At 68.2% G+C, this 20,190-nt stretch carries 20 protein-coding genes and 1 pseudogene; 16 read left to right on the plus strand and 5 right to left on the minus strand.

Annotated features, from left to right (window positions below; translation table 11 throughout):
* Positions 1-107: 107 nt before the first annotated feature.
* A complete protein-coding gene (locus BSY19_RS22285; RefSeq protein ID WP_069056071.1) occupies positions 108-377 on the minus strand; it encodes an accessory factor UbiK family protein in 270 nt (89 codons plus the stop codon).
* Between the two features lie 205 nt (positions 378-582).
* Between BSY19_RS22285 and BSY19_RS22290 the strand changes: the two genes are divergently transcribed.
* The gene (locus BSY19_RS22290; protein ID WP_069056072.1) at positions 583-1,167 is read left to right on the plus strand and encodes a hypothetical protein; all 585 of its coding nucleotides are present in this window, start codon (positions 583-585) and stop codon (positions 1,165-1,167) included.
* Positions 1,168-1,198: 31 nt separating this feature from the next.
* Here the strand turns inward: BSY19_RS22290 and BSY19_RS22295 are convergent, their stop codons facing one another.
* On the minus strand, positions 1,199-2,089 hold the full coding sequence (locus tag BSY19_RS22295; protein ID WP_150129697.1) for a hypothetical protein: 891 nt from the start codon (positions 2,087-2,089) through the stop codon (positions 1,199-1,201).
* A gap of 335 nt (positions 2,090-2,424) precedes the next feature.
* Between BSY19_RS22295 and BSY19_RS22300 the strand changes: the two genes are divergently transcribed.
* From BSY19_RS22300 to pth, 6 genes are all read left to right on the plus strand, one after another.
* Positions 2,425-3,369 (plus strand): ribose-phosphate pyrophosphokinase, encoded by a 945-nt coding sequence (locus BSY19_RS22300; protein WP_069057309.1) that lies wholly within the window; start codon positions 2,425-2,427, stop codon positions 3,367-3,369.
* Positions 3,370-3,388: 19 nt separating this feature from the next.
* Positions 3,389-4,114, plus strand: coding sequence for a 7-cyano-7-deazaguanine synthase QueC (gene queC / locus BSY19_RS22305; protein WP_069056074.1), 726 nt, complete (start codon positions 3,389-3,391; stop codon positions 4,112-4,114).
* Positions 4,104-4,667, plus strand: a complete 564-nt coding sequence (locus BSY19_RS22310) for a VUT family protein (RefSeq protein WP_069056075.1) — start codon at positions 4,104-4,106, stop codon at positions 4,665-4,667. The genes queC and BSY19_RS22310 overlap by 11 nt, the downstream gene beginning before the upstream one ends.
* Positions 4,668-4,857: 190 nt before the next feature.
* Complete coding sequence (locus BSY19_RS22315) at positions 4,858-6,669, plus strand: putative bifunctional diguanylate cyclase/phosphodiesterase (protein WP_236840427.1); 1,812 nt, start codon at positions 4,858-4,860, stop codon at positions 6,667-6,669.
* 140 nt (positions 6,670-6,809) lie between these two features.
* Entirely contained in the window at positions 6,810-7,424 is a 615-nt protein-coding gene (locus BSY19_RS22320; protein WP_069056077.1) for a 50S ribosomal protein L25/general stress protein Ctc, read from the plus strand.
* Between the two features lie 89 nt (positions 7,425-7,513).
* Positions 7,514-8,128: an aminoacyl-tRNA hydrolase gene (gene pth, locus BSY19_RS22325; protein WP_069056078.1), complete on the plus strand. Its 615-nt coding sequence runs from the start codon at positions 7,514-7,516 to the stop codon at positions 8,126-8,128.
* Positions 8,129-8,134: 6 nt separating this feature from the next.
* Here pth and BSY19_RS22330 read toward each other — a convergent pair whose 3' ends face one another.
* Positions 8,135-8,731, minus strand: coding sequence for a single stranded DNA-binding domain-containing protein (locus tag BSY19_RS22330; protein ID WP_069056079.1), 597 nt, complete (start codon positions 8,729-8,731; stop codon positions 8,135-8,137).
* A 151-nt stretch (positions 8,732-8,882) separates the two neighbouring features.
* Between BSY19_RS22330 and BSY19_RS28540 the strand changes: the two are divergent.
* From BSY19_RS28540 to BSY19_RS22360, 7 genes and pseudogenes are all read left to right on the plus strand, one after another.
* Positions 8,883-8,993 (plus strand): annotated as a pseudogene (locus tag BSY19_RS28540) (FitA-like ribbon-helix-helix domain-containing protein); the annotation flags it as partial.
* A gap of 109 nt (positions 8,994-9,102) precedes the next feature.
* Positions 9,103-9,549 (plus strand): PIN domain-containing protein, encoded by a 447-nt coding sequence (locus BSY19_RS22335; RefSeq protein WP_069056080.1) that lies wholly within the window; start codon positions 9,103-9,105, stop codon positions 9,547-9,549.
* A gap of 9 nt (positions 9,550-9,558) precedes the next feature.
* Complete coding sequence (gene ychF / locus BSY19_RS22340) at positions 9,559-10,656, plus strand: redox-regulated ATPase YchF (protein WP_069056081.1); 1,098 nt, start codon at positions 9,559-9,561, stop codon at positions 10,654-10,656.
* Positions 10,657-10,672: 16 nt separating this feature from the next.
* Positions 10,673-11,686: a MaoC family dehydratase gene (locus BSY19_RS22345; protein ID WP_069056082.1), complete on the plus strand. Its 1,014-nt coding sequence runs from the start codon at positions 10,673-10,675 to the stop codon at positions 11,684-11,686.
* A 132-nt stretch (positions 11,687-11,818) separates the two neighbouring features.
* Positions 11,819-12,982 (plus strand): alpha-hydroxy acid oxidase, encoded by a 1,164-nt coding sequence (locus BSY19_RS22350; protein WP_150129698.1) that lies wholly within the window; start codon positions 11,819-11,821, stop codon positions 12,980-12,982.
* Positions 12,979-13,875 carry a ketopantoate reductase family protein gene (locus tag BSY19_RS22355; RefSeq protein WP_069056083.1) on the plus strand — a complete coding sequence of 299 codons (897 nt, stop codon included), beginning with the start codon at positions 12,979-12,981 and terminating at the stop codon, positions 13,873-13,875. Before BSY19_RS22350 ends, BSY19_RS22355 begins: the two co-directional genes overlap by 4 nt.
* Positions 13,876-14,002: 127 nt before the next feature.
* Complete coding sequence (locus BSY19_RS22360) at positions 14,003-15,100, plus strand: TRAP transporter substrate-binding protein (RefSeq protein WP_069056084.1); 1,098 nt, start codon at positions 14,003-14,005, stop codon at positions 15,098-15,100.
* A 54-nt stretch (positions 15,101-15,154) separates the two neighbouring features.
* Here BSY19_RS22360 and ggt read toward each other — a convergent pair whose 3' ends face one another.
* Both ggt and BSY19_RS22370 read right to left on the minus strand, forming a co-directional pair.
* Positions 15,155-16,762 (minus strand): gamma-glutamyltransferase, encoded by a 1,608-nt coding sequence (ggt, locus tag BSY19_RS22365; protein ID WP_069056085.1) that lies wholly within the window; start codon positions 16,760-16,762, stop codon positions 15,155-15,157.
* Positions 16,763-16,807: 45 nt separating this feature from the next.
* Positions 16,808-18,037: a metal-dependent hydrolase family protein gene (locus BSY19_RS22370; protein ID WP_150129699.1), complete on the minus strand. Its 1,230-nt coding sequence runs from the start codon at positions 18,035-18,037 to the stop codon at positions 16,808-16,810.
* A gap of 182 nt (positions 18,038-18,219) precedes the next feature.
* Here BSY19_RS22370 and BSY19_RS22375 point away from each other — a divergent pair, with 182 nt between their 5' ends.
* Together BSY19_RS22375 and BSY19_RS22380 are read left to right on the plus strand one after the other, a co-directional pair.
* Positions 18,220-19,086: an ABC transporter permease gene (locus BSY19_RS22375; protein WP_083247775.1), complete on the plus strand. Its 867-nt coding sequence runs from the start codon at positions 18,220-18,222 to the stop codon at positions 19,084-19,086.
* Positions 19,086-20,183 (plus strand): ABC transporter ATP-binding protein, encoded by a 1,098-nt coding sequence (locus tag BSY19_RS22380; protein ID WP_069056087.1) that lies wholly within the window; start codon positions 19,086-19,088, stop codon positions 20,181-20,183. The genes BSY19_RS22375 and BSY19_RS22380 overlap by 1 nt, the downstream gene beginning before the upstream one ends.
* The last annotated feature ends 7 nt before the right edge of the window (positions 20,184-20,190 follow it).

Genomic DNA, 20,190 nt, shown 5'->3' on the forward strand with positions numbered 1-20,190 from the left:
CCACAGCACATGGCTGTGGATGCCGGCGCCGCCGGCGCGGCGCCCAACCAGATGCGGGCCGCGTGACCGGCCGGGCTCGCGACCGGATCTGTCGTCGGAACGCGAGGTCAGGCCTTGGCGTCGGACGCCGGCTGGGCCGCGGCCTCGAGCGCAGCGAGGCGGGCCGCGAGCCGGTCGTTCTCCTCACGGGCGAGCACCGCCATCTCGCGCACAGCCTCGAACTCCTCGCGGGTCACCACGTCGAGGTCCCGCAGCAGGCGCTCGATCTGAGTCTTCACGACGGTCTCGACCTCGCGACGCATGCCCTGCGCGGCACCGGCGGCGTCGGTGGCGAGGCGGGCGATGTCGTCGAGGATACGGCTGCTGGTCGTGACCATGGGGGCTCTCCGGACAAAGGCCCGTCGGGGCCGGCTTCACCGCTATATGGGGGAGGACGAGGCCTCCCGCAATCGGACGGAGCGCCACGGGCCGGCCGCCGCGAACGGCCTGTCTGGACCTGCGCGGCACATCGGCCTAGAAAGGCCGCACAGGGACTACAAAACACTCCAACCCGTAAGCGACCAAAGACAAGCGGGAGGCGTCATGATCATTCGTTTCAGCGGCCCGGTCCTCGGGGCGGCCGCCGCGCTCGCGCTCGCGGGCTGCCAGGAAACCACCACCGCCGCGCGCCCCCGGGTGGACGCACCGGGCGTTCCGGTCTCGGTCCAGAGCATTTCCGGCGCGCCCGATTCGGTGACGACCCGCTTCGCCGGCCTGCTCGGCGAGGCCGCCGCCGAGCGTCGCATGGAGATCGTGCCCGGCGACAAGCCGGCCCGCTTCCGCGTCCGCGGCTATCTCACCGCCCAGCCGACCGAGGACGGGCAGACCGCGCTCGCCTTCGTCTGGGACGTCTATGACGAGAGCAAGAAGCGCGCGCAGCGGGTCCAGGGCGAGAGCCTCGGCCGCCGGGGCGGCGGGTCCGATCCCTGGTCGGGCATCGACCAGACCGTCGTCGCCAAGGCCGCGGCCGAATCGATGGATGCGATCGCGAGCTTCCTGGTGACGACGCCCGCCGTCGGGGCCGTTCTGCCGGCCGACAAGGCCAAGGCGGCGGACGCGCAGGCCAATAACCTCAAGGCCACCACGGCAGCCAGGACCGCTTCGGCGCCGGCTGGCAAAAAGCTCTAGCGGGCAAGCGAAGTCGCTCCGGCACCTCTGTTCAATCGTCGCTGTGCGTCTTGTAAACGCCGCCATTCCTGACCGTGCCGGGAATGGAGCCGGGAAACGAGGCCTCGTTACCGCCCATCCATTGAATCCAGCCCCCATCGGCCAGATAGCGGCGCCCCTGCACGATACCTGACATGGTCGAGCCATCGGTGATCACGATCTCGGATTTGGCCAGCGCATAAGCGATAGTCTTGAAGGACGCATCCGCCAGGAAGTCGACCGTCGCGGCGTTCAGGCGAATCTGGCCGTTGTGCGAGGCATTCAACCAGTATCCGCTGCGCCCTCGCACCACCATGGCGCCGCTCAGTTCCACATAGCCGTCACGCGTCGCATAGACATGCGCCGATTCGCCCGGGTGCGGATGACCTTCGAAGACCACGTCGGAGCCGAAGAGGCGCGCGCCGTGAACGGCGACCAGCGCGTGCCGCCCCGGCGATGGCCGAAGCGTCAGCCACGACAGGCTGACGATGTTGTAGAACGACCCCAGAATGCATTCGCGGCCGGACGGCGCGAGGATCACATCCGCAGCATCGCCGGTCGCACCGACGATGGAAAGCTTGCCGGTGAGATCATGAACGATCTCGATCGTCTCGGTCCAGGTGACCGGATAGGTCGGCCCTCCAATCGAGATTGTCACCCGGAATCCGGCCTGGTCGAGCTTCGCAGCTGTCGCCAGTGCCTTTGCGACCGTTCGGAAAGCCGCATTCGCCGCATTGAAGAGCCCATGATTGTCATCATTGCCATCGGAGCGGACAAAATAGATGCGCGGCGTGACGAGAACCTCGCGTGGAGTCGGCGCCTGTGCCTGACCCTGGCGCAGGAATCCTGTCGTCGCAGCGACGCCCGCCAAGCCTGCCAGAACAGCGCGTCGTGGATAGCTCATCGCCCGCCCCTCGCAGGCCATCGCAAAACGGGGAGGAACGCGGTCACAGGTCTGAACGACATCGCCACGTTTGGAACTCCCGCAATCCGGAACCGTCAGCATCGCACAGTTGAAGCCTCATGCACCTCAGCAAACCGCGAGGATGCGCCACGGTTCCATTCGCGATGCTGCGGCCGCCCCGGAGTCTGCCACGCCTGCAAGGATCGAGGGCGCTGCTTTCCGTGTGTCTTTCGCAGTGCAGCGGTCGACTCACCGTCACACCGCTGTTAAGAGCGCTGCCATCAGGGCCGGCCGTGCGCCGGCCATCCAGCCCCGTTCCAATGGTGCGCCACGGCATGCCCTCTTCTTTCAAAGTCGTCGCCGGCAATTCCAACCGGCCGCTTGCGGAAGCCATCTGCACCCATCTCGGCATCCCCCTGGCCAAGGCGTCGGTGCGTCGCTTCGCCGACATGGAGGTCTTCGTCGAGATCCAGGAGAATGTGCGCGGACAGGACGTCTTCATCATCCAGTCCACCTCCTTCCCGACCAACGACCACCTGATGGAGCTGCTGATCATCACGGACGCGCTGCGCCGCTCCTCGGCGCGCCGCATCACGGCGGTGATCCCGTATTTCGGCTATGCCCGGCAGGACCGGCGCGCCTCGGGCCGCACGCCGATCTCGGCCAAGCTCGTCGCCAACCTGATCACCCATGCCGGCGTCGACCGCGTGCTGACGCTCGATCTCCATGCCGGGCAGATCCAGGGCTTCTTCGACATCCCGACCGACAACCTGTTCGGCGCCCCCCTGATGTCGCGCGACATCAAGGAGCGGCTCGACTACAAGAACGCCATGGTCGTCTCGCCGGACGTCGGCGGCGTCGTGCGCGCCCGTGCGCTGGCCAAGCGCATCGACGCGCCGCTCGCCATCGTCGACAAGCGCCGCGACAGGCCGGGCGAATCCGAAGTCATGAACATCATCGGCTCGGTCGAGGGCCGCTCCTGCATCCTGCTCGACGACATCGTCGATTCCGGCGGCACGCTCGTGAATGCGGCCGAGGCGCTGCTCGAACAGGGCGCCCGCGAGGTCTACGCCTACATCACCCATGGCGTGCTCTCGGGCGGCGCGGTGGCGCGCATCGCCAATTCGAAGCTGAAGGAGCTGGTGATCACCGATTCGATCATGCCGACCGAGGCGGTGAAGGTGGCGCGCAACATCCGCGTCCTCTCGATCGCCCAGCTGATGGGCGAGGCGATCGAGCGCACGGCGCAGGAAACCAGCGTCTCCAGCCTGTTCGACTGATGCCGGGGCGCCGCGCGTCATGACCTCCCGCGCCCTCGTCCTGTTCTCGGGCGGGCAGGACTCCACCGTCGCCCTCGCCTGGGCGCTCGAGCGCTTCGACGCGGTCGAGACCGTCGGCTTCGACTACGGCCAGCGCCACCGCGTCGAGCTCGACTGCCGCGAGACGATCCGGAGAGCCCTGCCCGCACTCTCGCCGCGCTATGCGCAGCGTCTCGGCGCCGACCACATGGTCGATCTCGCCGCGCTCGGCGCGATCTCCGAGACGGCGCTGACCCGCGACACGGAAATCGCCTTCGCCGAGACGGGGCTGCCGACCACCTTCGTGCCGGGCCGCAACCTGATCTTCCTGACCTTCGCGGCGGCGCTGGCCTATCGCCGGGGCGCCAAGCACATCGTGCTCGGCGTCTGCGAGACCGACTATTCCGGCTATCCCGACTGCCGCGACGACACGATCAAGGCAATGCAGGTCGCGCTCGGCCTCGGGCTCGACCGAAGGCTCGTGCTGCACACACCGCTGATGTGGCGCGACAAGGCGCAGACCTTCGCGCTGGCGCGTGCGCTCGGCGGCGAGGCCCTGCTCGATCTGGTGGTCGAGCAGAGCCATAGCTGCTATCTCGGCGACCGTTCGACCCGGCACCCCTGGGGCTATGGCTGCGGCGGCTGCCCCGCCTGCGAGCTGCGGGCCAAAGGCTACGCCGCCTATCTGATTGCTCCCGACGACAGCGGACCTTCCCATGACTCTTGACCGTCAGCGCCGGATCGAAGGGCTCGTCGCCCTCGTCCTCTTCGCCCTGACCATTCCCGCCGCGAACTGGCTGATCGGCAATGCCGGCACCGTCTGCGTGCCCAACGGCCCCTGCCTCGTCCCGGTCTGGCCCGGCATCAAGGCCCCCAGCGGCGTGCTGATGATCGGCCTCGCCCTCGTGCTGCGCGACCTCGTCCAGCGCCGTCTGGGCACGGCCGCCGGCCTCGGCGCCATCGCGGTCGGCGCGGCGATCTCCGGCTTCGTCGCCCCGCCGGCGATCGTCGTCGCCTCGGTGGCCGCTTTCCTGCTCTCCGAACTCGCCGATTTCGCCGTCTACACGCCGCTGCAGAAGCGCCGCTTCGTCACGGCCGTGATCGCGTCCGGCCTGGTCGGGCTCGTGGTCGACTCGATCGTCTTCCTGCAGCTCGCTTTCGGCAGCCTCGATTTCCTCAGCGGCCAGATCATCGGCAAGGCCTGGATGATCGTGCTCGCCCTGCCGCTGATGCATCTGCTGCGCCGCCGCGACGAGCGGCTGGGGCTCGCCCCCGCCTGATGTTCGGGCCCCAGGGCCACGCGACGGGGCCCTTTTTTGCACGTTCGTGGCGGGGTGCGGACAATTTGAGCCAACGCCGCAACGCCGACTTCATGGCAAGGTGCGATCGTTGCCCCATCGTTACATGGGGCCGGCAATGCACGAAGACCGTTCGTCAGAACGTCTGCAAGCGCTGCAGAACGAGATCCTGGTGTCCATCGCCCGCGGTGAGGCGCTCTGCACCATCATGGAACGCCTGTGCCTGCGTGCCGAAGCGATCGCACCGGGCGTCATCTGCTCCGTCCTGACGCTCGACGAGGAGCGGCGCCTCGTCTCGCTGGCCACGCCCTCTCTCCCGGCGTCCTACGCGGCCGCCATCACGGGTGTCGCGGTCGGCCCGCGCGTCGGCTCCTGCGGCACCGCGATCCACCGCGGCGAGCCCGTCTGCGTCACCGACATCGCGAACGACCCGCTCTGGCGGGGTTTTGAGGATCTCGTGCTGCCGCTCGGCCTGCGGGCCTGCTGGTCCAGCCCCATCAAGGCCCGCGATGGCCGCGTCGTCGGCAGCTTCGCCTTCTACTATGACCGGCCGCGCGGCCCCGATGAACTCGAGCGCCAGATCGTCGAGACCTGCGTCCATCTCTGCGCGATCGCGATCGAGCACGAGGAGGTTCGCTCCCGCAATCATCGGCTGGCCTATTACGACACGCTGACGGCGCTCCCGAACCGGGCGAGCTTCAACGAGGCGATCACGCGCCTGACCGCCGCGACGCCGCTCGATTTCGGCCTGATGCTGATCGACATCGATCACCTGAAGGTGGTCAACGACACGATGGGCCATGCCGCGGGCGACGCGCTCATCGCGACGGTGGGCCTCCGGATCCAGTCCGTGGCGGGCGAGGCCGTGGCCTATCGCATCGGCGGCGACGAGTTCGCCGTGATCCTGCCGCGAGGAACGACGGCCGCGCAGATGCGGGCCACCGCCTGTGCCATCCTCGCCGCGATGGCCACCCCGCTCGATCACGACGGACACGGCATCATGCCGAGCGTCACCATCGGCGCCGCCCTGGCGGGCGAGGATGGCGAGGAGGGCGTCACCCTGCGTCAGAATGCCGATTTTGCACTCTATCACGCCAAGGAGACCCGTCGCGGCGGCTATGTCCGCTTCAAGGACGGTCTGCGAACCTCGATGACGCGGCGCCTCCAGATCAAGCGCGACGTCGATGTCGCCCTGACCGAGGGCCGGATCATTCCCTATTACCAGCCGGTCCTGCGGATCGACACCGACGAGATCGTCGGTCTGGAGGCGCTCGCCCGCATGCGCATGCCGGATGGGCGCGTCGCCTCCGCCGTCGAATTCCAAGAGGCGATGGCCGACCCCAAGGTGGCCCACCGCATCACCGGGCAGATGCTGAACGCCGTGGCGGCCGACATGGCCGCCTGGCAGAGCGCCGGCATCCCGTTCCAGCATGTCGGCATGAACGTGACCTCCGCCGACTTCCAGAAGGGCGATCTCGTCCAGCGCATCGTCCGGGCCATGGAGCGCACCGGCGTGTCGCCCCGGCACCTGGTGGTCGAGATCACCGAGCAGGTCTTCATGGGCCGGAGCAAGGACGGCGTCGCCCGCACGATCGCGGCGCTGCGCGAGCGCGGCATCTGCGTGGCGCTCGATGATTTCGGCACGGGCTTCGCCTCCCTCACACATCTGCTCGATTTCCCCGTCGACATCATCAAGATCGACCGTTCCTTCATCGCCGCCGCCCAGACCAGCACGAAGAGCAGCGTCATCGTCGAGGCGATGGTCGGCATCGCCCACCGGCTCGGCATGCGGATCATCACCGAAGGCATCGAGACGCAGGCCCAGGCCGAATGGCTCCAGTCCATGGGCTGCCGGCTCGGCCAGGGCTTCCTCTATGCCCAGGCCCTGCCGGCCGGCATCGTCGGCGAGCTCCTGCAGCGCTTCGGCGCCAAGCCGGACAGGGCGGCACGCCCGCTTCGGGGCGTCACCGCCTCCGCAGCCTGACGCATCGCGGACTTGAGATCGCGGTTCTTTTCGCTTATGAGCCTGCCAGCGCCCGACTGACACCCTTGGAGGCACGGGCGCCGAACCGCAAAGAGGCCGCCTGCTGGCGGCCTTGTCTTTTCAAGCAAGGATTCAAAACCATGACCGCCGTGAAGCAAATCCAGGCTTCGGCGCGCGCACAGGTCGGCAAGGGGGCCGCCCGTGCAGTTCGTCGTCAAGGCCAGACACCCGCCGTCATCTATGGCGGGGGCGCCGCTCCCGAAGCCATCGCGCTCGACGCCAACAAGACCCGCCTCCTGATCTATGGTGGCCATTTCCTGACCACGCTGTTCGACATCAGCGTCGACGGCAAGACGCAGCGCGTGATCCCGCGCGACTACCAGCTCGACCCGGTCAAGGACTTCCCGATCCATGTCGACTTCCTGCGCGTCGCCGCGGGCCAGACGGTGACGGTCGAGGTTCCGATCCATGTCGTCGGCCAGGAGGCGAGCCCCGGCGTGAAGAGCGGCGGCCTGGTTCAGATCGTCGAGCACTCGCTCGAGATCACCGTCGAGCCGGAGCTCATCCCGGAGGCCTTCGAGGTCTCGGTGGCCGGTCTCCAGATCGGCGACGCCCTCGAGGCGAGCGTGATCAAGCTTCCGAAGGGCGCCAAGCTCTCGGTCGGCTCGGACGCCACCATCGTCACCATCGTTCCGCCGATGGCGGAGGAGGCTGGCGACGCCGAAGCTCCGGCCGCCGAAGCCAAGAAGGCCTGATCCGGCTTCCCAGTCGGCATCTCGCCACGAACGACCATGCGAACGGCCGGGGCTTCCCGGCCGTTTTGCCGTGAGGGACGACGATCGTCATGCTGATCTTCGCAGGGCTCGGAAATCCCGGCACGCGCTATGCCGGCAACCGGCACAATATCGGCTTCATGGCGCTCGAGGCGATCGCGCGTACGCATCGCGCCTCGCCCTGGCGTGGCCGCTTCCAGGCGGAAGCCTGCGAGGCGACGATCGGGACCGAGAAGGTCGTCCTGCTCAAGCCCCAGACCTACATGAACGAATCCGGCCGCGCGATCGGCGAGGCGGCGCGCTTCTTCAAGGTCGCGCCCGCCGACGTCATCGTCTTCCATGACGAACTCGACCTCGCCCCCGCCAAGCTGCGCGTGAAGCTCGGTGGCGGCAATGCCGGCCATAACGGCCTGCGCTCGACCACGGCGGCGATCGGCAACGAGTACCGCCGGGTCCGCATGGGCATCGGCCATCCGGGGCTGAAGGAACTCGTGCACGCCTATGTGCTGAATGATTTCGGCAAGGCGGAGGGTCACTGGGTCGAGGATCTCTGCACCGCCTGCGCCGACAACGCCGAGTTGCTGGCGAAGCACGACGACGCCGGCTTTCAGAACAAGGTGCACCTCTTCATGGAGGCGCGCGGTCACGGCGCGGTGAAGCGCCTCGGCGAGAGGTCCGGCGACTGAAGCCGCTCAGTAGGGCAGTTGCGCGCCGGGCTTGGCGAGCGTCACGCGGCTGGCGCTGAAGCTGCCATCGGCCTGCTTCGTCGCCGTCATCGCCACCTGTGCGCCCGCCTTCAACTCCGAGACGTCGGCCGGCGCGGCCATGATGATGTTGGCATCGGCCGGAATGGTCACTCTCTGCTCGCCGCCCGGATAGCTCAGCACGATGCCGGCGCCATCCACGCGCGAGACGGTCTCAGCGACGGTGGCGTTGGTCATGGTCGTATCCGGCAGCACGCCCCAGGGACGGTGCCCCTCGCCCGTGCCGCGCATCGCCTCGGGGAAGATGAAGACCTGGACGGCCAGCAGCGAGCCATCGGGTTGCGGGCGCGCGCCGACGCCGACGAAGCCGCCCTTCTTGATGTCGGCCGTCGTCGCCTTGACCACGGCGCCGACCGAATAGCCCGGCGCCAGAGCGACCTTCGCCGCAGCGCCATCGACGGTCTTGATCGTCAGCGTGTTGCCCTCGGCGGTCTCGACCTCGCCGCGAATGCGCGTCGTCGGCGACTGGGCGGAAGCGGCGACGGTGAGGCCGAGGATGAGGCAGGCGGTGGTGAAAACGCGCATGGTGATATCCGCTGGACGAAGACTGTCGCCGCCTGTTTTTGCGCCGGCCGGGATCAAGCAGCCACGCACGTTCGCGTGACCGACCACAGCGCGGATCGTTGACACGAAAACACGGAAACACGATGTTGAGCCGCAGCGAGGTTGGTATGAGATGAAGAATTTGACGGTGACACTTCCTGACGAGACGCTATCGCGCCTGCGCGTGGCAGCGGCGCGGGAAGGCAAGAGCATGTCGAAATTCGTGACCGAACTCCTCGAACGGCGCGTTGGCCGAACGATCAGCCAGCGCGAAGCGCTCGACAGATTCCTTGCCGGGCCTCCTCTTCCGTTTTCGGACGAAAACGGCAAACTCCCTTCCCGGACCGAATTGTATGACGAGCACCTTCTTTCTCGACACGAACGTGCTGATCTACAGCCGGGATCCGGGTGCGAAGCAGAAGCAGGAGCGCGCGAAAATCTGGCTGAACGCGCTGATCGAGACGAAGCCGCCGGTGATCAACCTGCAGGTCATCAACGAATTCTGTCACGTCGCGCTTCGTAAGCTTCCGCATCTCGATGTGGAAACTGTGAGAGCCGACGCCGAAGGCCTGAGAATTTGGGGCGACACGCCGATCGATTACGAGACACTGACGGACGCCTGGCAGATCCGCGAGGCAGCAGGCTATCAATGGTTCGATTGCGTGCTACTGGCCGCTGCGCAGAATTTGGGGTGTTCCCACTTCCTCAGTGAAGACATGCGGCATGGTCACGTCGTAAACGGCATCATCATCGTCAATCCGTTCATCGCCCTCCCCGGCGATTTCATGCTCCGAGACTGAAAGACCACCATGGGTTTCAAATGCGGTATCGTCGGCCTGCCGAATGTCGGCAAGTCGACCCTCTTCAACGCGCTGACGCAGACGGCGGCCGCCCAGGCGGCCAACTATCCGTTCTGCACGATCGAGCCCAATGTCGGCGACGTCGCGGTGCCTGATCCCCGGCTGGAGAAGCTCGCCGCCATTGCGGGCTCCAAGGAGATCATCCCGACGCGGCTGACCTTCGTCGACATCGCCGGCCTCGTCCGGGGAGCCTCGAAGGGCGAAGGCCTCGGCAACCAGTTCCTCGCCAACATCCGCGAGTGCGACGCCATCGCCCATGTCGTGCGCTGCTTCGAGGATGGCGACATCACCCATGTCGAGGGCAAGGTCGCGCCGATCAACGACATCGAGATCATCGAGACCGAGCTGATGCTGGCCGATCTCGAAAGCCTCGAGAAGCGCGTCCTGCCGTTGGAGAAGAAGGCCAAGACCGGCGACAAGGACGCCAAGGAACTCGCCGAGCTGATGAACCGCTGCCTCGTGCTGCTGCGCGAGGGCAAGCCCGCCCGCCTTGTCCAGGTCGCCGCCGACGAGCGCAAGACCTTCGAGACGCTCGGCCTCCTCTCCTCCAAGCCCGTCCTCTATGTCTGCAATGTCGAGGAGGCGAGCGCCGACAAGGGCAATGCCTTCTCCGAATTGGTCAAAGCCCGGGCTGCGGAAGAGAACGCGGTCGCCGTCGTCGTCTCCGCCAAGATCGAGAGCGAGATCGCGGTGCTGCCGGCCGCCGACCAGAAGGACTATCTCGAGGCCGTCGGCCTGGAGGAGCCGGGCCTGAACCGCGTCATCCGCGCCGGCTACGCGCTCCTCCACCTCGTGACCTATTTCACGGTCGGGCCGAAGGAGGCGCGCGCCTGGACGATCGAGAAGGGCACCAAGGGCCCCGCCGCCGCCGGCGTGATCCACAGCGACTTCGAGAAGGGCTACATCCGCGCCGAGACGATCGCCTATGACGACTACATCGCCAACAAGGGCGAGAGCGGCGCGCGCGAGGCCGGGAAGTTCCGCCTCGAAGGCAAGGAGTATGTCGTCGCCGACGGCGACGTGCTGCATTTCCGCTTCGCCAACTGAGCGGGCGCTGGCGGCGATGTTGTATTTCGAGGACTTCATCCTCGGCGAGACGGTGCCGACCGGCAGCCTCGCCGTCTCGGAAGGAGACATCGTCGCCTTCGCCTCGCGCTTCGACGCGCAGGATTTCCACGTCGATCCGCAGAAGGCGAAGGGGAGCTTCGTCGGCACGCTGATCGCCTCGGGCTGGCACAGCTGCTCGCTGCTGATGCGGCTGATGGCGCAGAGCTTCCTGCTCAACTCCTCAGGGATGGGCGCGCCCGGCATCGAGGAGGTGAAATGGCTGCGCCCGGTCCAGCCGGGCGACGTGCTGCACGGCCGCCGCACCGTCACCGAGATCAAGCCCTCGCGCTCGCGCCCGGAGATGGGCCTCGTGCGCTTCAAGCTCGAGCTGCTGAACCAGCGCGATGAGGCGGTGCTGGAGCAGGCCAACTGGATCATGTTCGGCCGCCGCGGCGTCGCCGCCCTGCAGCCGGCGGGCGACTGGCTCGCCCATCCGCCGCTCTACGTCCCGCCCCCCTCGCCCGCCCCGATCGAGCCGCCGGCCGAGCCGACGCCGGCCGCGCGCTTCTTCGAGGACATCGCGATCGGCGACCGCTTCGAGCTCGGCAGCACCGTCTTCACGGCCGACGAGATCATCGCCTTCGCGCGCGCCTTCGATCCGCAGCCCTTCCACATGGACGAGGCGGCGGCGGCAGCCTCCTCCTTCGGCCGGCTCGCGGCTTCAGGCTGGCATACGGCCTCCGTCTGGATGGCGACCATGGTCACCCATCGCCGCCGCCAACTCGCCGCCTTCGGGCCAGGTCGCGCGCCGCGGCTCGGCCCGTCGCCCGGCTTCAAGAACCTGCGCTGGACGAGGCCGGTCTTCGCCGGAGACCGCATCACCTATCATTCCGAGGTCACCGACAAGCGCGCCAGCACCTCGCGCCCGCAATGGGGCCTGTTCTTCCACCACAACACCGGTGTGAACCAGAACGGCGAAGAGGTCTTCAGCTTCGACGGCTGCGTCTTCGTCGAGCGCAAGCCGGTCTGAAGCCGCCGTCCTGCTTTCCCCGACGAACCCTATCGCGGCCGTGACGCTTCTGCGAGCCCGGCGCAGCCTGTAGGGAGGGTGCGCGAGGTGGCCGCAGAGCCGCCGGCGAGACATCTCCGGGAGGAGCGCATCGTGGCGGCAGCCCGCATCTTCAGCACGGCCCAGATGGCGGCGCGCGCCCGCAAGCGCCTGCCCCGCGCGGTCTACGACTTCATCGAGGGCGGCGCTGGCGCCGAACAGGCGGTCACCCGCAACCGGGCGCGCTTCAGCGAGATCGCCCTGATGCCGCAGGCCCTGCGCGACTGCGCCGCCGCGCACACGCAGGTCACGCTGTTCGGCCGCCGCTATGCCGCCCCCTTCGGCGTCGCGCCGATGGGGTTCGCCGATCTCGTCTGCCCCGGGACAGACCGCGCGCTCGCCGCGGCGGCCAAGGCGCAGAACATCCCTTACGTGCTCTCGACCGCCGCCACGACCTCGATCGAGACCATCGCCGGCATCGCCCAGGACAATCTCTGGTTCCAGCTCTACCCGGGCGCCGACGAGATCATCGCCGCCGGGCTGATGCAGCGGGCGCTCGCGGCCGGCGTGACGACACTCGTCGTCACCATCGACATCCCCGTGCCCGCGCGGCGCGTGCGCGACCTGACCAACGGACTCGCCATCCCCCTCAAACCCTCGCTCGCCACCATTCTGGACGTCGCGCGCCATCCCGGCTGGCTCTGGCGGGCCGCGCGCGGCGAACGGCCAGGCATGGCGAACTTCATCGAGAACAAGGGGTCGCTGAGCGGCCTCGCCCATGCCGAATTCGTCGCCCGCCAGCTCTCCTGCCCCGGCCTCGACTGGGCTCGCATCGAGGCGATCCGCAAGGCCTGGCCGCATCATCTCGTCATCAAGGGCATCCTCAACCCGCAGGATGCGCTGATGGCCGAGCGCATTGGCGCCGATGGCGTCGTCGTCTCCAACCATGGCGGGCGCCAGCTCGATTCCGCGCCGTCCTCGATCGAGGTGATGCCGCGCATCCGCGAGGCCTGCGGCGACCGGCTAGCCCTGATCCTCGACAGCGGCGTGCGCACCGGCGACGACATCGCGCGCAGCCTCGCCTGCGGCGCCGATTTCGTCCTGCTCGGTCGGCCGTTCCTGTTTGCGGTTGCCGCGCTCGGGCTGTCCGATGGCCCCAAGGCGATCATCGAGATCCTGCGGTCGGATTTGCTCAACACGATGATCCATCTCGGCTGCGCCGAGCCCACAGAACTCGGCAGCGACCATCTCTGGCCCAGGCAGGGAGCCAACCGATGACCATCGCGATCATGGGAGCCGGCGGCGTCGGCTGCTATTACGGGGCGATGCTGGCGCGCGCCGGCCATGGCGTGACGCTGATCGCGCGGCCCCCGCATGTCCAGGCGATCGCGCGGCACGGCCTCGTCTTCGAAGCCAGGGGGACGACGGAGACGCTGCCGGTCACGGCCACGACCGAGCCCTCCGGCGTCGCCGGCGCCGAGGTCGTGCTGTTCTGCGTGAAGTCGGGCGACACGCAAGAGGCCGGCCGCGCCATCGCGCCCCACCTCGCAGCCAACGCCACGATCCTCAGCCTCCAGAACGGCGTCGACAATGCGCCGCGCCTGCAGGACGTCCTCGGCCGCCCGGTGATCCCGGCCGCGGTCTATGTCGCCGTCGAGATGCCCGGCCCCGGCCATGTCCGCCATCACGGGCGCGGCGAACTCGTCATCGGCCCCGGCGCGACCAGCGCCGCCGTCGCCGCGAGCTTCGGCCAGGCCGGCATCCCCACCGAGGTCTCGGAGAACGTCATCGGCGCGCTCTGGACCAAGCTCGTCGTCAACTGCGCCTACAACGCCCTCTCCGCCATTCCGCAACTGCCCTATGGCCGGATGATCGCGGTCGAGGGCGTGCGCGACAGCATGGTCGACATCGTCGCCGAATGCCGCGCGGTGGCGCAGGCCGCCGGCATCACCATCGGCCCCGAGATCCTCGACACCGTCCTGGCGCTCGCCCCGGCCATGCCGGCGCAATCCTCCTCGACGGCGCAGGACCTCGCCCGCGGCAAGCGCACCGAGATCGACCATCTCAACGGCTATGTCGTGCGCACCGGCGAGCGTCTGGGCGTCCCGACGCCCGCCAACCGCCTGCTGACGGTCATGGTCAAGCTGATGGAAGCCCGAGCGGGCGCCTGAGCCGCAGGCCCCTGCGCCGCCGGGCGGTCATGCGCGCGCGCTCGTTGTCGCCGGCGCCCACACCATGCCAAGCTGCCGTCACGCCAGAGACGGCGCCATAAGAAACCACCGGCAGGAAACGACACCCATGAAGCGCAGATTGTTCTTGAAGGGCGCCGGCCTCGGCGCCGCGGCCGGAATCGCGTCTCCGGCGATCGCTCAGAGCACGCCCACCGTGACCTGGCGACTGGCGTCGAGCTATCCCAAGTCGCTGGAGACGCTCTATGGCGCCTGCACGCATCTGTCGGAAGCCGTCTCGGCCGTCACCGACGGCAAGTTCAAGATCCAGGTCTTCGCGGCGGGCGAGATCGTGCCCGCTCTCCAGGTGGCCGATGCCGTGACCAACGGCACGGTCGAGATGGGCCATTCCGGCTCCTATTTCTACATCGGCAAGGACACCGCCTTCGCCTTCGGCACAGTCATTCCCTGGGGCCCCAACAGCCGCCAGATGCAGGCCTGGCTGTTCCATGCCGGCGGGCTCGAACTGCTCAACGAGTTCTACGCCAAGTTCAACATCTACAACCTGCCGGCGGGCAACACCGGCGCGCAGATGGGCGGCTGGTTCCGCAAGGAGATCAAGTCGGTGGCCGATCTCCAGGGCCTCAAGATGCGCATCGGCGGGCTGGGTGGCAACGTCCTGCAGAAGATGGGCGTGGTGCCGCAGCAGCTCGGCGCCGGCGACATCTATCCGGCGCTGGAACGCGGCGTGCTCGACGCCGTCGAGTTCGTCGGTCCCTATGACGACGAGAAGCTCGGCTTCGCCCGCGTCGCGCCCTATTACTACTATCCCGGCTTCTGGGATGGCTGCGCGGAACTCAGCTTCTTCATCAATCTGGAGAAGTGGAACAGCCTGCCCCCGACCTATCAGCGGGTGCTCAAGACCTGCGCGATGGCCTCCGGCCACGACATGCAGGCGAAATACGACGCGCTCAACCCCCCGGCCCTGAAGCGGCTGATCGCCGGCGGCGCGCAGCTGCGCCCGCTTCCCAACGACATCCTCAGGCAAAGCTACAAACACACCAAGGATCTCTACGCCGAGATGTCAGCCGCCAACCCGGCCTTCAAGAAGATCTACGACCATCTCTGGGCCTTCCAGCAGGACAGCACGCGCTACTGGCAGATCTCCGACCTCTCCTTCGACCTGATGTCGGCGACGGCGCTCCAGCAGCGCTGGCAGGACGGCTGATCGCGAATACGCTCCGGAGGCGTCCCCAGCGGGCGCCTCCGACCAGCCCGTTCCTCAGACCGCGATCGCCATGCCGTCCCGCTGCGGATCGGCCCCGCCCGACCAGCCCGCGCCTTCCGCCTTCACCCCATGCGGCGCGCCGAAGGCGAAGGACTGGTAGGAGCGCGCGACCGCGTAGCCCATCGCCTGCAGCTCGTCGGTGACACCGCGCTGGACGCGGTTGGAGACGTCGATCGTGTCGCTCAGGCAGACGATGCGCGGCGCCGCGACCGCATCGGCCATGCTCATCCCGAAATCGACGACGTTGCTCAGCGCCTGCGCGATGGCAGGCACGATGAAGGTCCCGCCCGGCGCGCCCATCGCGATCACCGGCCGCTCGCCCTCGAAGACGATCGTCGGCGCCATGGCGCTGCCGCGCGCCTTGCCGGGCGCGATCGAGGCGGCGCGGCCCGGCCGCGGATCGAAGCCGCTCATCGTGCCGTTGTACATGAAGCCCAGCCCCGGCGTGATCGCGCCCGAGGGCTGGCCGAGCGTATGCGTGATCGTGACCGCATTGCCCTCTTCGTCCATCACGCAGCAGACGGTGGTGTCGGGCGGGTCCTTCGGCAGCGCCGAGCGCGGCACGCTGGCCTTCTCGCCGGCCCGGATGCGGGCGGCGAGGCCGGCGGCATAGTCCGGCGAGAGCAGCCGGTCGAGGGGCACGTCGACGAAGTCGGGGTCACCCATATGGGCGTCCTTGTCGATCGTCATCCACTTCATCGCCTCGGCGAGGATGCGGATGTGCTCGGGCCCGTTATGCCGCAGGCTCGCGAGATCGAACCCCTCCAGGATCTGCAGCAGCTCGATCAGCGAGGCGCCGCCCGCCGCCGGCGGATTGCCGGCGATGCGAAAGCCCCGATAGGCGCCCCAGATCGGCGCCTTCTCCCGCACGCGATAGCCGGCCAGATCGTCCAGTGTGATCAGCCCGCCGCTGGCCGCCATGTCGGCGGCGATCTCCCGGGCGATCTCGCCGGTATAGAAGGCCTGCGCGCCGCCGGCCGCGATCCGCTCCAGCGTGCGCGCCAGATCGGGATTGGCGACGACGTCGCCCGGGCGCTTCAGGCTGCCATCGGGATGGAAATAGACCGCCCGGCCGGTCTCGCTCAGCCGCAGCTTGTCCTCGGTGTTGACTTGGCCCGTGGAGCGCTGGTCGATCGCCCAGTAGTAGTGGACGTAAGGGCGCACGATGAAGCCCTCGCGCGCTTGGCGGATGGCCGGCGCCACCACCTCCGGCAGCGCCATCGTCCCGAAGCGCGAGAGCGCCTCGCAATAGCCCGCGACATTGCCCGGCGTGCCGGCCGCGAGATGGCCGAGCTCGTTGGCATGGTCGCTCATCAGGAAGACGAAGCCGTCGCGCGTCTGCCCGACGAAGCGGTCGGCCCACATCGCGGCGGTCGCCGATAGCGGCGCACGCGCGAGGAACTCCAGCACGGTGTGGACGCCGCGCTGGGGCATGCAGATCTGCATCGCCCCGAAGCCGCCGATACCGCACATCTGCGGATCGACCACGCCCTGGCTGAAGGCGCAGGCAATCGCGGCATCCACCGCATTGCCGCCGCGCCTGAGGATGTCGGCCCCCACCTCGGCGGCTTCAGGCTGGGCCGCCACGATCATTCCGCGCATGGGGTGTCCTTTCAGCGATTCAAACCGCGGGGAACCGCAGTCGCCTCAGTGCAGCTCGTTCTTGAAGAACTGGCCGCCGCGCATGATCGCCCGCAGCGCGCGGCCGTCGTTCTGGAAGAGCTGCGGATCGGACAGCGGGTCGCCGTCCACCACGAGCAGGTCGGCATGGGCGCCCGGCACCAGCGCGCCGATCTCGCCCTCCATCCGGCAGAGCTTCGCGGCTGTGGTGGTCGCCGACTGCAGGACCTCCTGCATCGGCAGAACGCGCGAGCGCAGCTCGAACTCCATCGTCTGGTACTTCTGGAGCTGGCCGAGCAGATCCGAGCCATAGCCCATCGGCAGCCCGGCCTCGCGCATGATCGAGAGCGATTCCATGCCGCCCTTGCGCACCGTCTCGATCTTGGCCGCCGATTCCGGCCGCAGACCGAAAGTCGAACCCTCCAGCGCCAACCCCTCATAAGCCGCCAGCGTCGGCACCGCGAAGGCGCCCGCGGCGGCCGCCTTCTTCGCCGTCTCCGCCTGGATCAGGTTGCAATGCTCGAGCGACTGCACCCCGCATTCGACGGCCCGCGCGATCGCCTTGTCGGTGTAGAGATGGGCGGCGACATAGGTGCCGGCATTCTCCGCCTCCTCGACCGCGGCGCGGATCTCGTCCTTCGAGAAGCCCAGCGCATGGATCGGGTCGTTGGGCGAGGCGACGCCGCCATTGGCCATGATCTTGACGAAGGTCGCCCCGGCCCGGAGCTGCTCGCGGGCGGCGAGCCTGACGGCGTCGACGCCGTCGCAGAGCTGGCCGATCTGCCCGAGGCGGCCGGTGTAGAGCGGGCGCGTCTCGGAGCGGTCGCGGGGGTCGGAATGGCCGCCGGTCTGGCTCAGCGCCTTGCCGCAGATAATCAGGCGCGGCCCGGCGATCAGCCCCTCCTCGACCGCCAGCACGAGCCCGAGATCGGCGCCGCCGAGATCGCGCACCGTGGTGAAGCCACGCATCAGCATGGCGTTCATCACCCGGCCCGCCCGCAGCGCCACCAGCGAGGAGGGCGTCATCGCATTGGCGACGCCATTCACCACCGCCGAGACGACATGGACATGCATGTCGATCAGGCCCGGCATCAGGGTGCGTCCGCGCAGATCGATCCGCGTCGCATTCGCTGCCGTGATCGGCCGGTCCGAGACCTCGCGGATGCGGTCGCCCTCGACCAGAACCTCGATGCCGTCGAGCAGCCGGTCCTTTTCCGGATCGAGGAAGCGACCGCCGGTGAACAGGGTCAGATTCATCGCGATGTCTCCGGGCGGGCGGGATGCGCCGCGGCGGGTGTCGCCGCAGCAGCCGGGCAGGACGGGTCACCAGCGTTCCACAGAAGCCGATGCCGGGCAATTGCATATTGGCGATTTTATCCAATTGACAGAGACGAGGCTTCCCGGTCTGCTGAGAGGGCTTTCGACGGGGAGATTGTTGCTTGGCCGCCGCCCAGAACTCAGTCGGGGACCTGCCGCGAGCGGCCATACCGGGCAGCCCCGGGACGGTCGCCGCCCTGACGGCGGTGACGCGGCTGCTGGTCTTCGTCGGCATCGCGCTGATGCTGATCCCGCTCATGATGACGGCCTATATGAGCGTCTTCGCCGATGGCGTGGTGACCTTCCCGCCCAGCGGCTACACGCTCTCCTGGTATGGCCGCCTCGCCGAATTCCCGAAATTTGGCCAGTCGCTCTCCACCAGCCTGCGGGTCGCGGCCATGGCGACACTCTGCAGCCTGCTGATCGGCGTGCCCGCCAGCATCGCGCTGGTGCGCTACAGCTTTCCCGGCCGAAGCATCCTGAACGTGCTGCTGCTCTCGCCGCTGACGGTGCCCGGCGTCGTCATCGGGCTCGGCCTCTATGTCCTGATGGTCGACATCGAGATCCGCACGCAGTTCCCGCTGATTGGCTCGGACTGGGTCCTGATCCTCGCCCATCTTCTGATCACCACGCCCTGGGTGGTCCGGCTCTGCGTCGCCAATCTCGTCCAGCTCGACCGCTCGATCGAGGAGGCGGCCGCCAATCTCGGCGCCTCGCCGGGCCGCGTGCTCTGGAGCGTCACCCTGCCGATGATGCGCCAGGGCATCGTCGCCGCCGCGCTCTTCGCCTTCATCGTCTCCTTCGAGAACATCGAGATGACGCTGTTCCTGATCAGCCCCGGCATGATCACCTTCCCGATCTCGGTGTTGCAGTACCTCGAATACCGCTTCGATCCCCTCGTCGCCTCGGTCGTCGTCGTGCAGACGGCGGTGATCGCGGCGCTGCTGCTGGCGATCGACCGCTACGTCAAGCTGAGCAAGGTCGTCTGATGAGTGCCGCCTCCCATCTCCGCATCGAGGGCCTGACCAAGCTCTACGGCGCCACGGCCGCCGTCGAGGACGTCAATCTCGACGTGGCCCAGGGCGAGATGCTGGTCCTGCTCGGGCCCTCCGGCTGCGGCAAGACGACGACGCTGCGCCTCGTCGCCGGTTTCGTCGCCGCCACGCGCGGGCGCATCCTGGTCGAGGGCAAGGACTACGCCGCCCTGCCGCCCTATCAGCGCGAGATGGGCATGGTCTTCCAGAGCTATGCGCTGTTTCCCCATCTGACGGTCGCACAGAACGTCACCTTCGGCCTGCGCATGCGCAAGCTGCCCAAGGCCGAGATCGACACCCGGCTCGAGCAGACGCTCGACATGGTCAAGCTGACGACGATGGCCGACCGCTATCCCCGCCAGCTCTCCGGCGGCCAGCAGCAGCGCGTGGCGCTGGCGCGCGCGCTCGCGATCCGCCCCAAGGTGCTCCTGCTCGACGAGCCGCTCTCCAATCTCGACGCCAATCTGCGCCAGTCCGTCGCCCGCGAGATCCGCCAGCTCCAGCGCCAGGCGGGCCTGACCGCGCTCATGGTGACGCACGACCAGAACGAGGCCATGACCATGGCCGACCGGCTGGTGCTGATGAACGAGGGCAGGGTCCAGCAGGTCGGCACGCAGGAGGAACTCTACGAGCAGCCGCTCAACCCCTTCGTCGCCCGCTTCATCGGCCACAGCAATCTCATCGCCGGCGATCTGGTCGAGGCCGACAGCCTGCGCCTGCCGGGCGGCGCGGTCCTGAAGCTGGCCCGCCACTATGCCCAGCGCGGACCGCATGTGCTGGCGCTGCGGCCCGAGCGCGTGCGCCTCCATGGCGAGGGCGAATCTGCCCCGCCGCGCGCGACCGCGACCGTCGAGGACGGCACCTATGTCGGCGGCCATGTCGATTACCTGCTCGCCTTCGAGGGCGGCGCCAGCCTCGCCCTGCACGAGCCGACGGGCGCGACCGGCGGCACGCGCCGCGCCCGGGGCGAGCGGGTCGCCCTCACCTGGGACGCCCAGAACGAGCGCCTCTTCGACCCGCAGGGCGCGATCGTGACCGCTGCCGACGCCTGAACCGTGA

This window comes from Bosea sp. RAC05 (genome assembly GCF_001713455.1).
Taxonomy (GTDB): Bacteria; Pseudomonadota; Alphaproteobacteria; order Rhizobiales; family Beijerinckiaceae; genus Allobosea.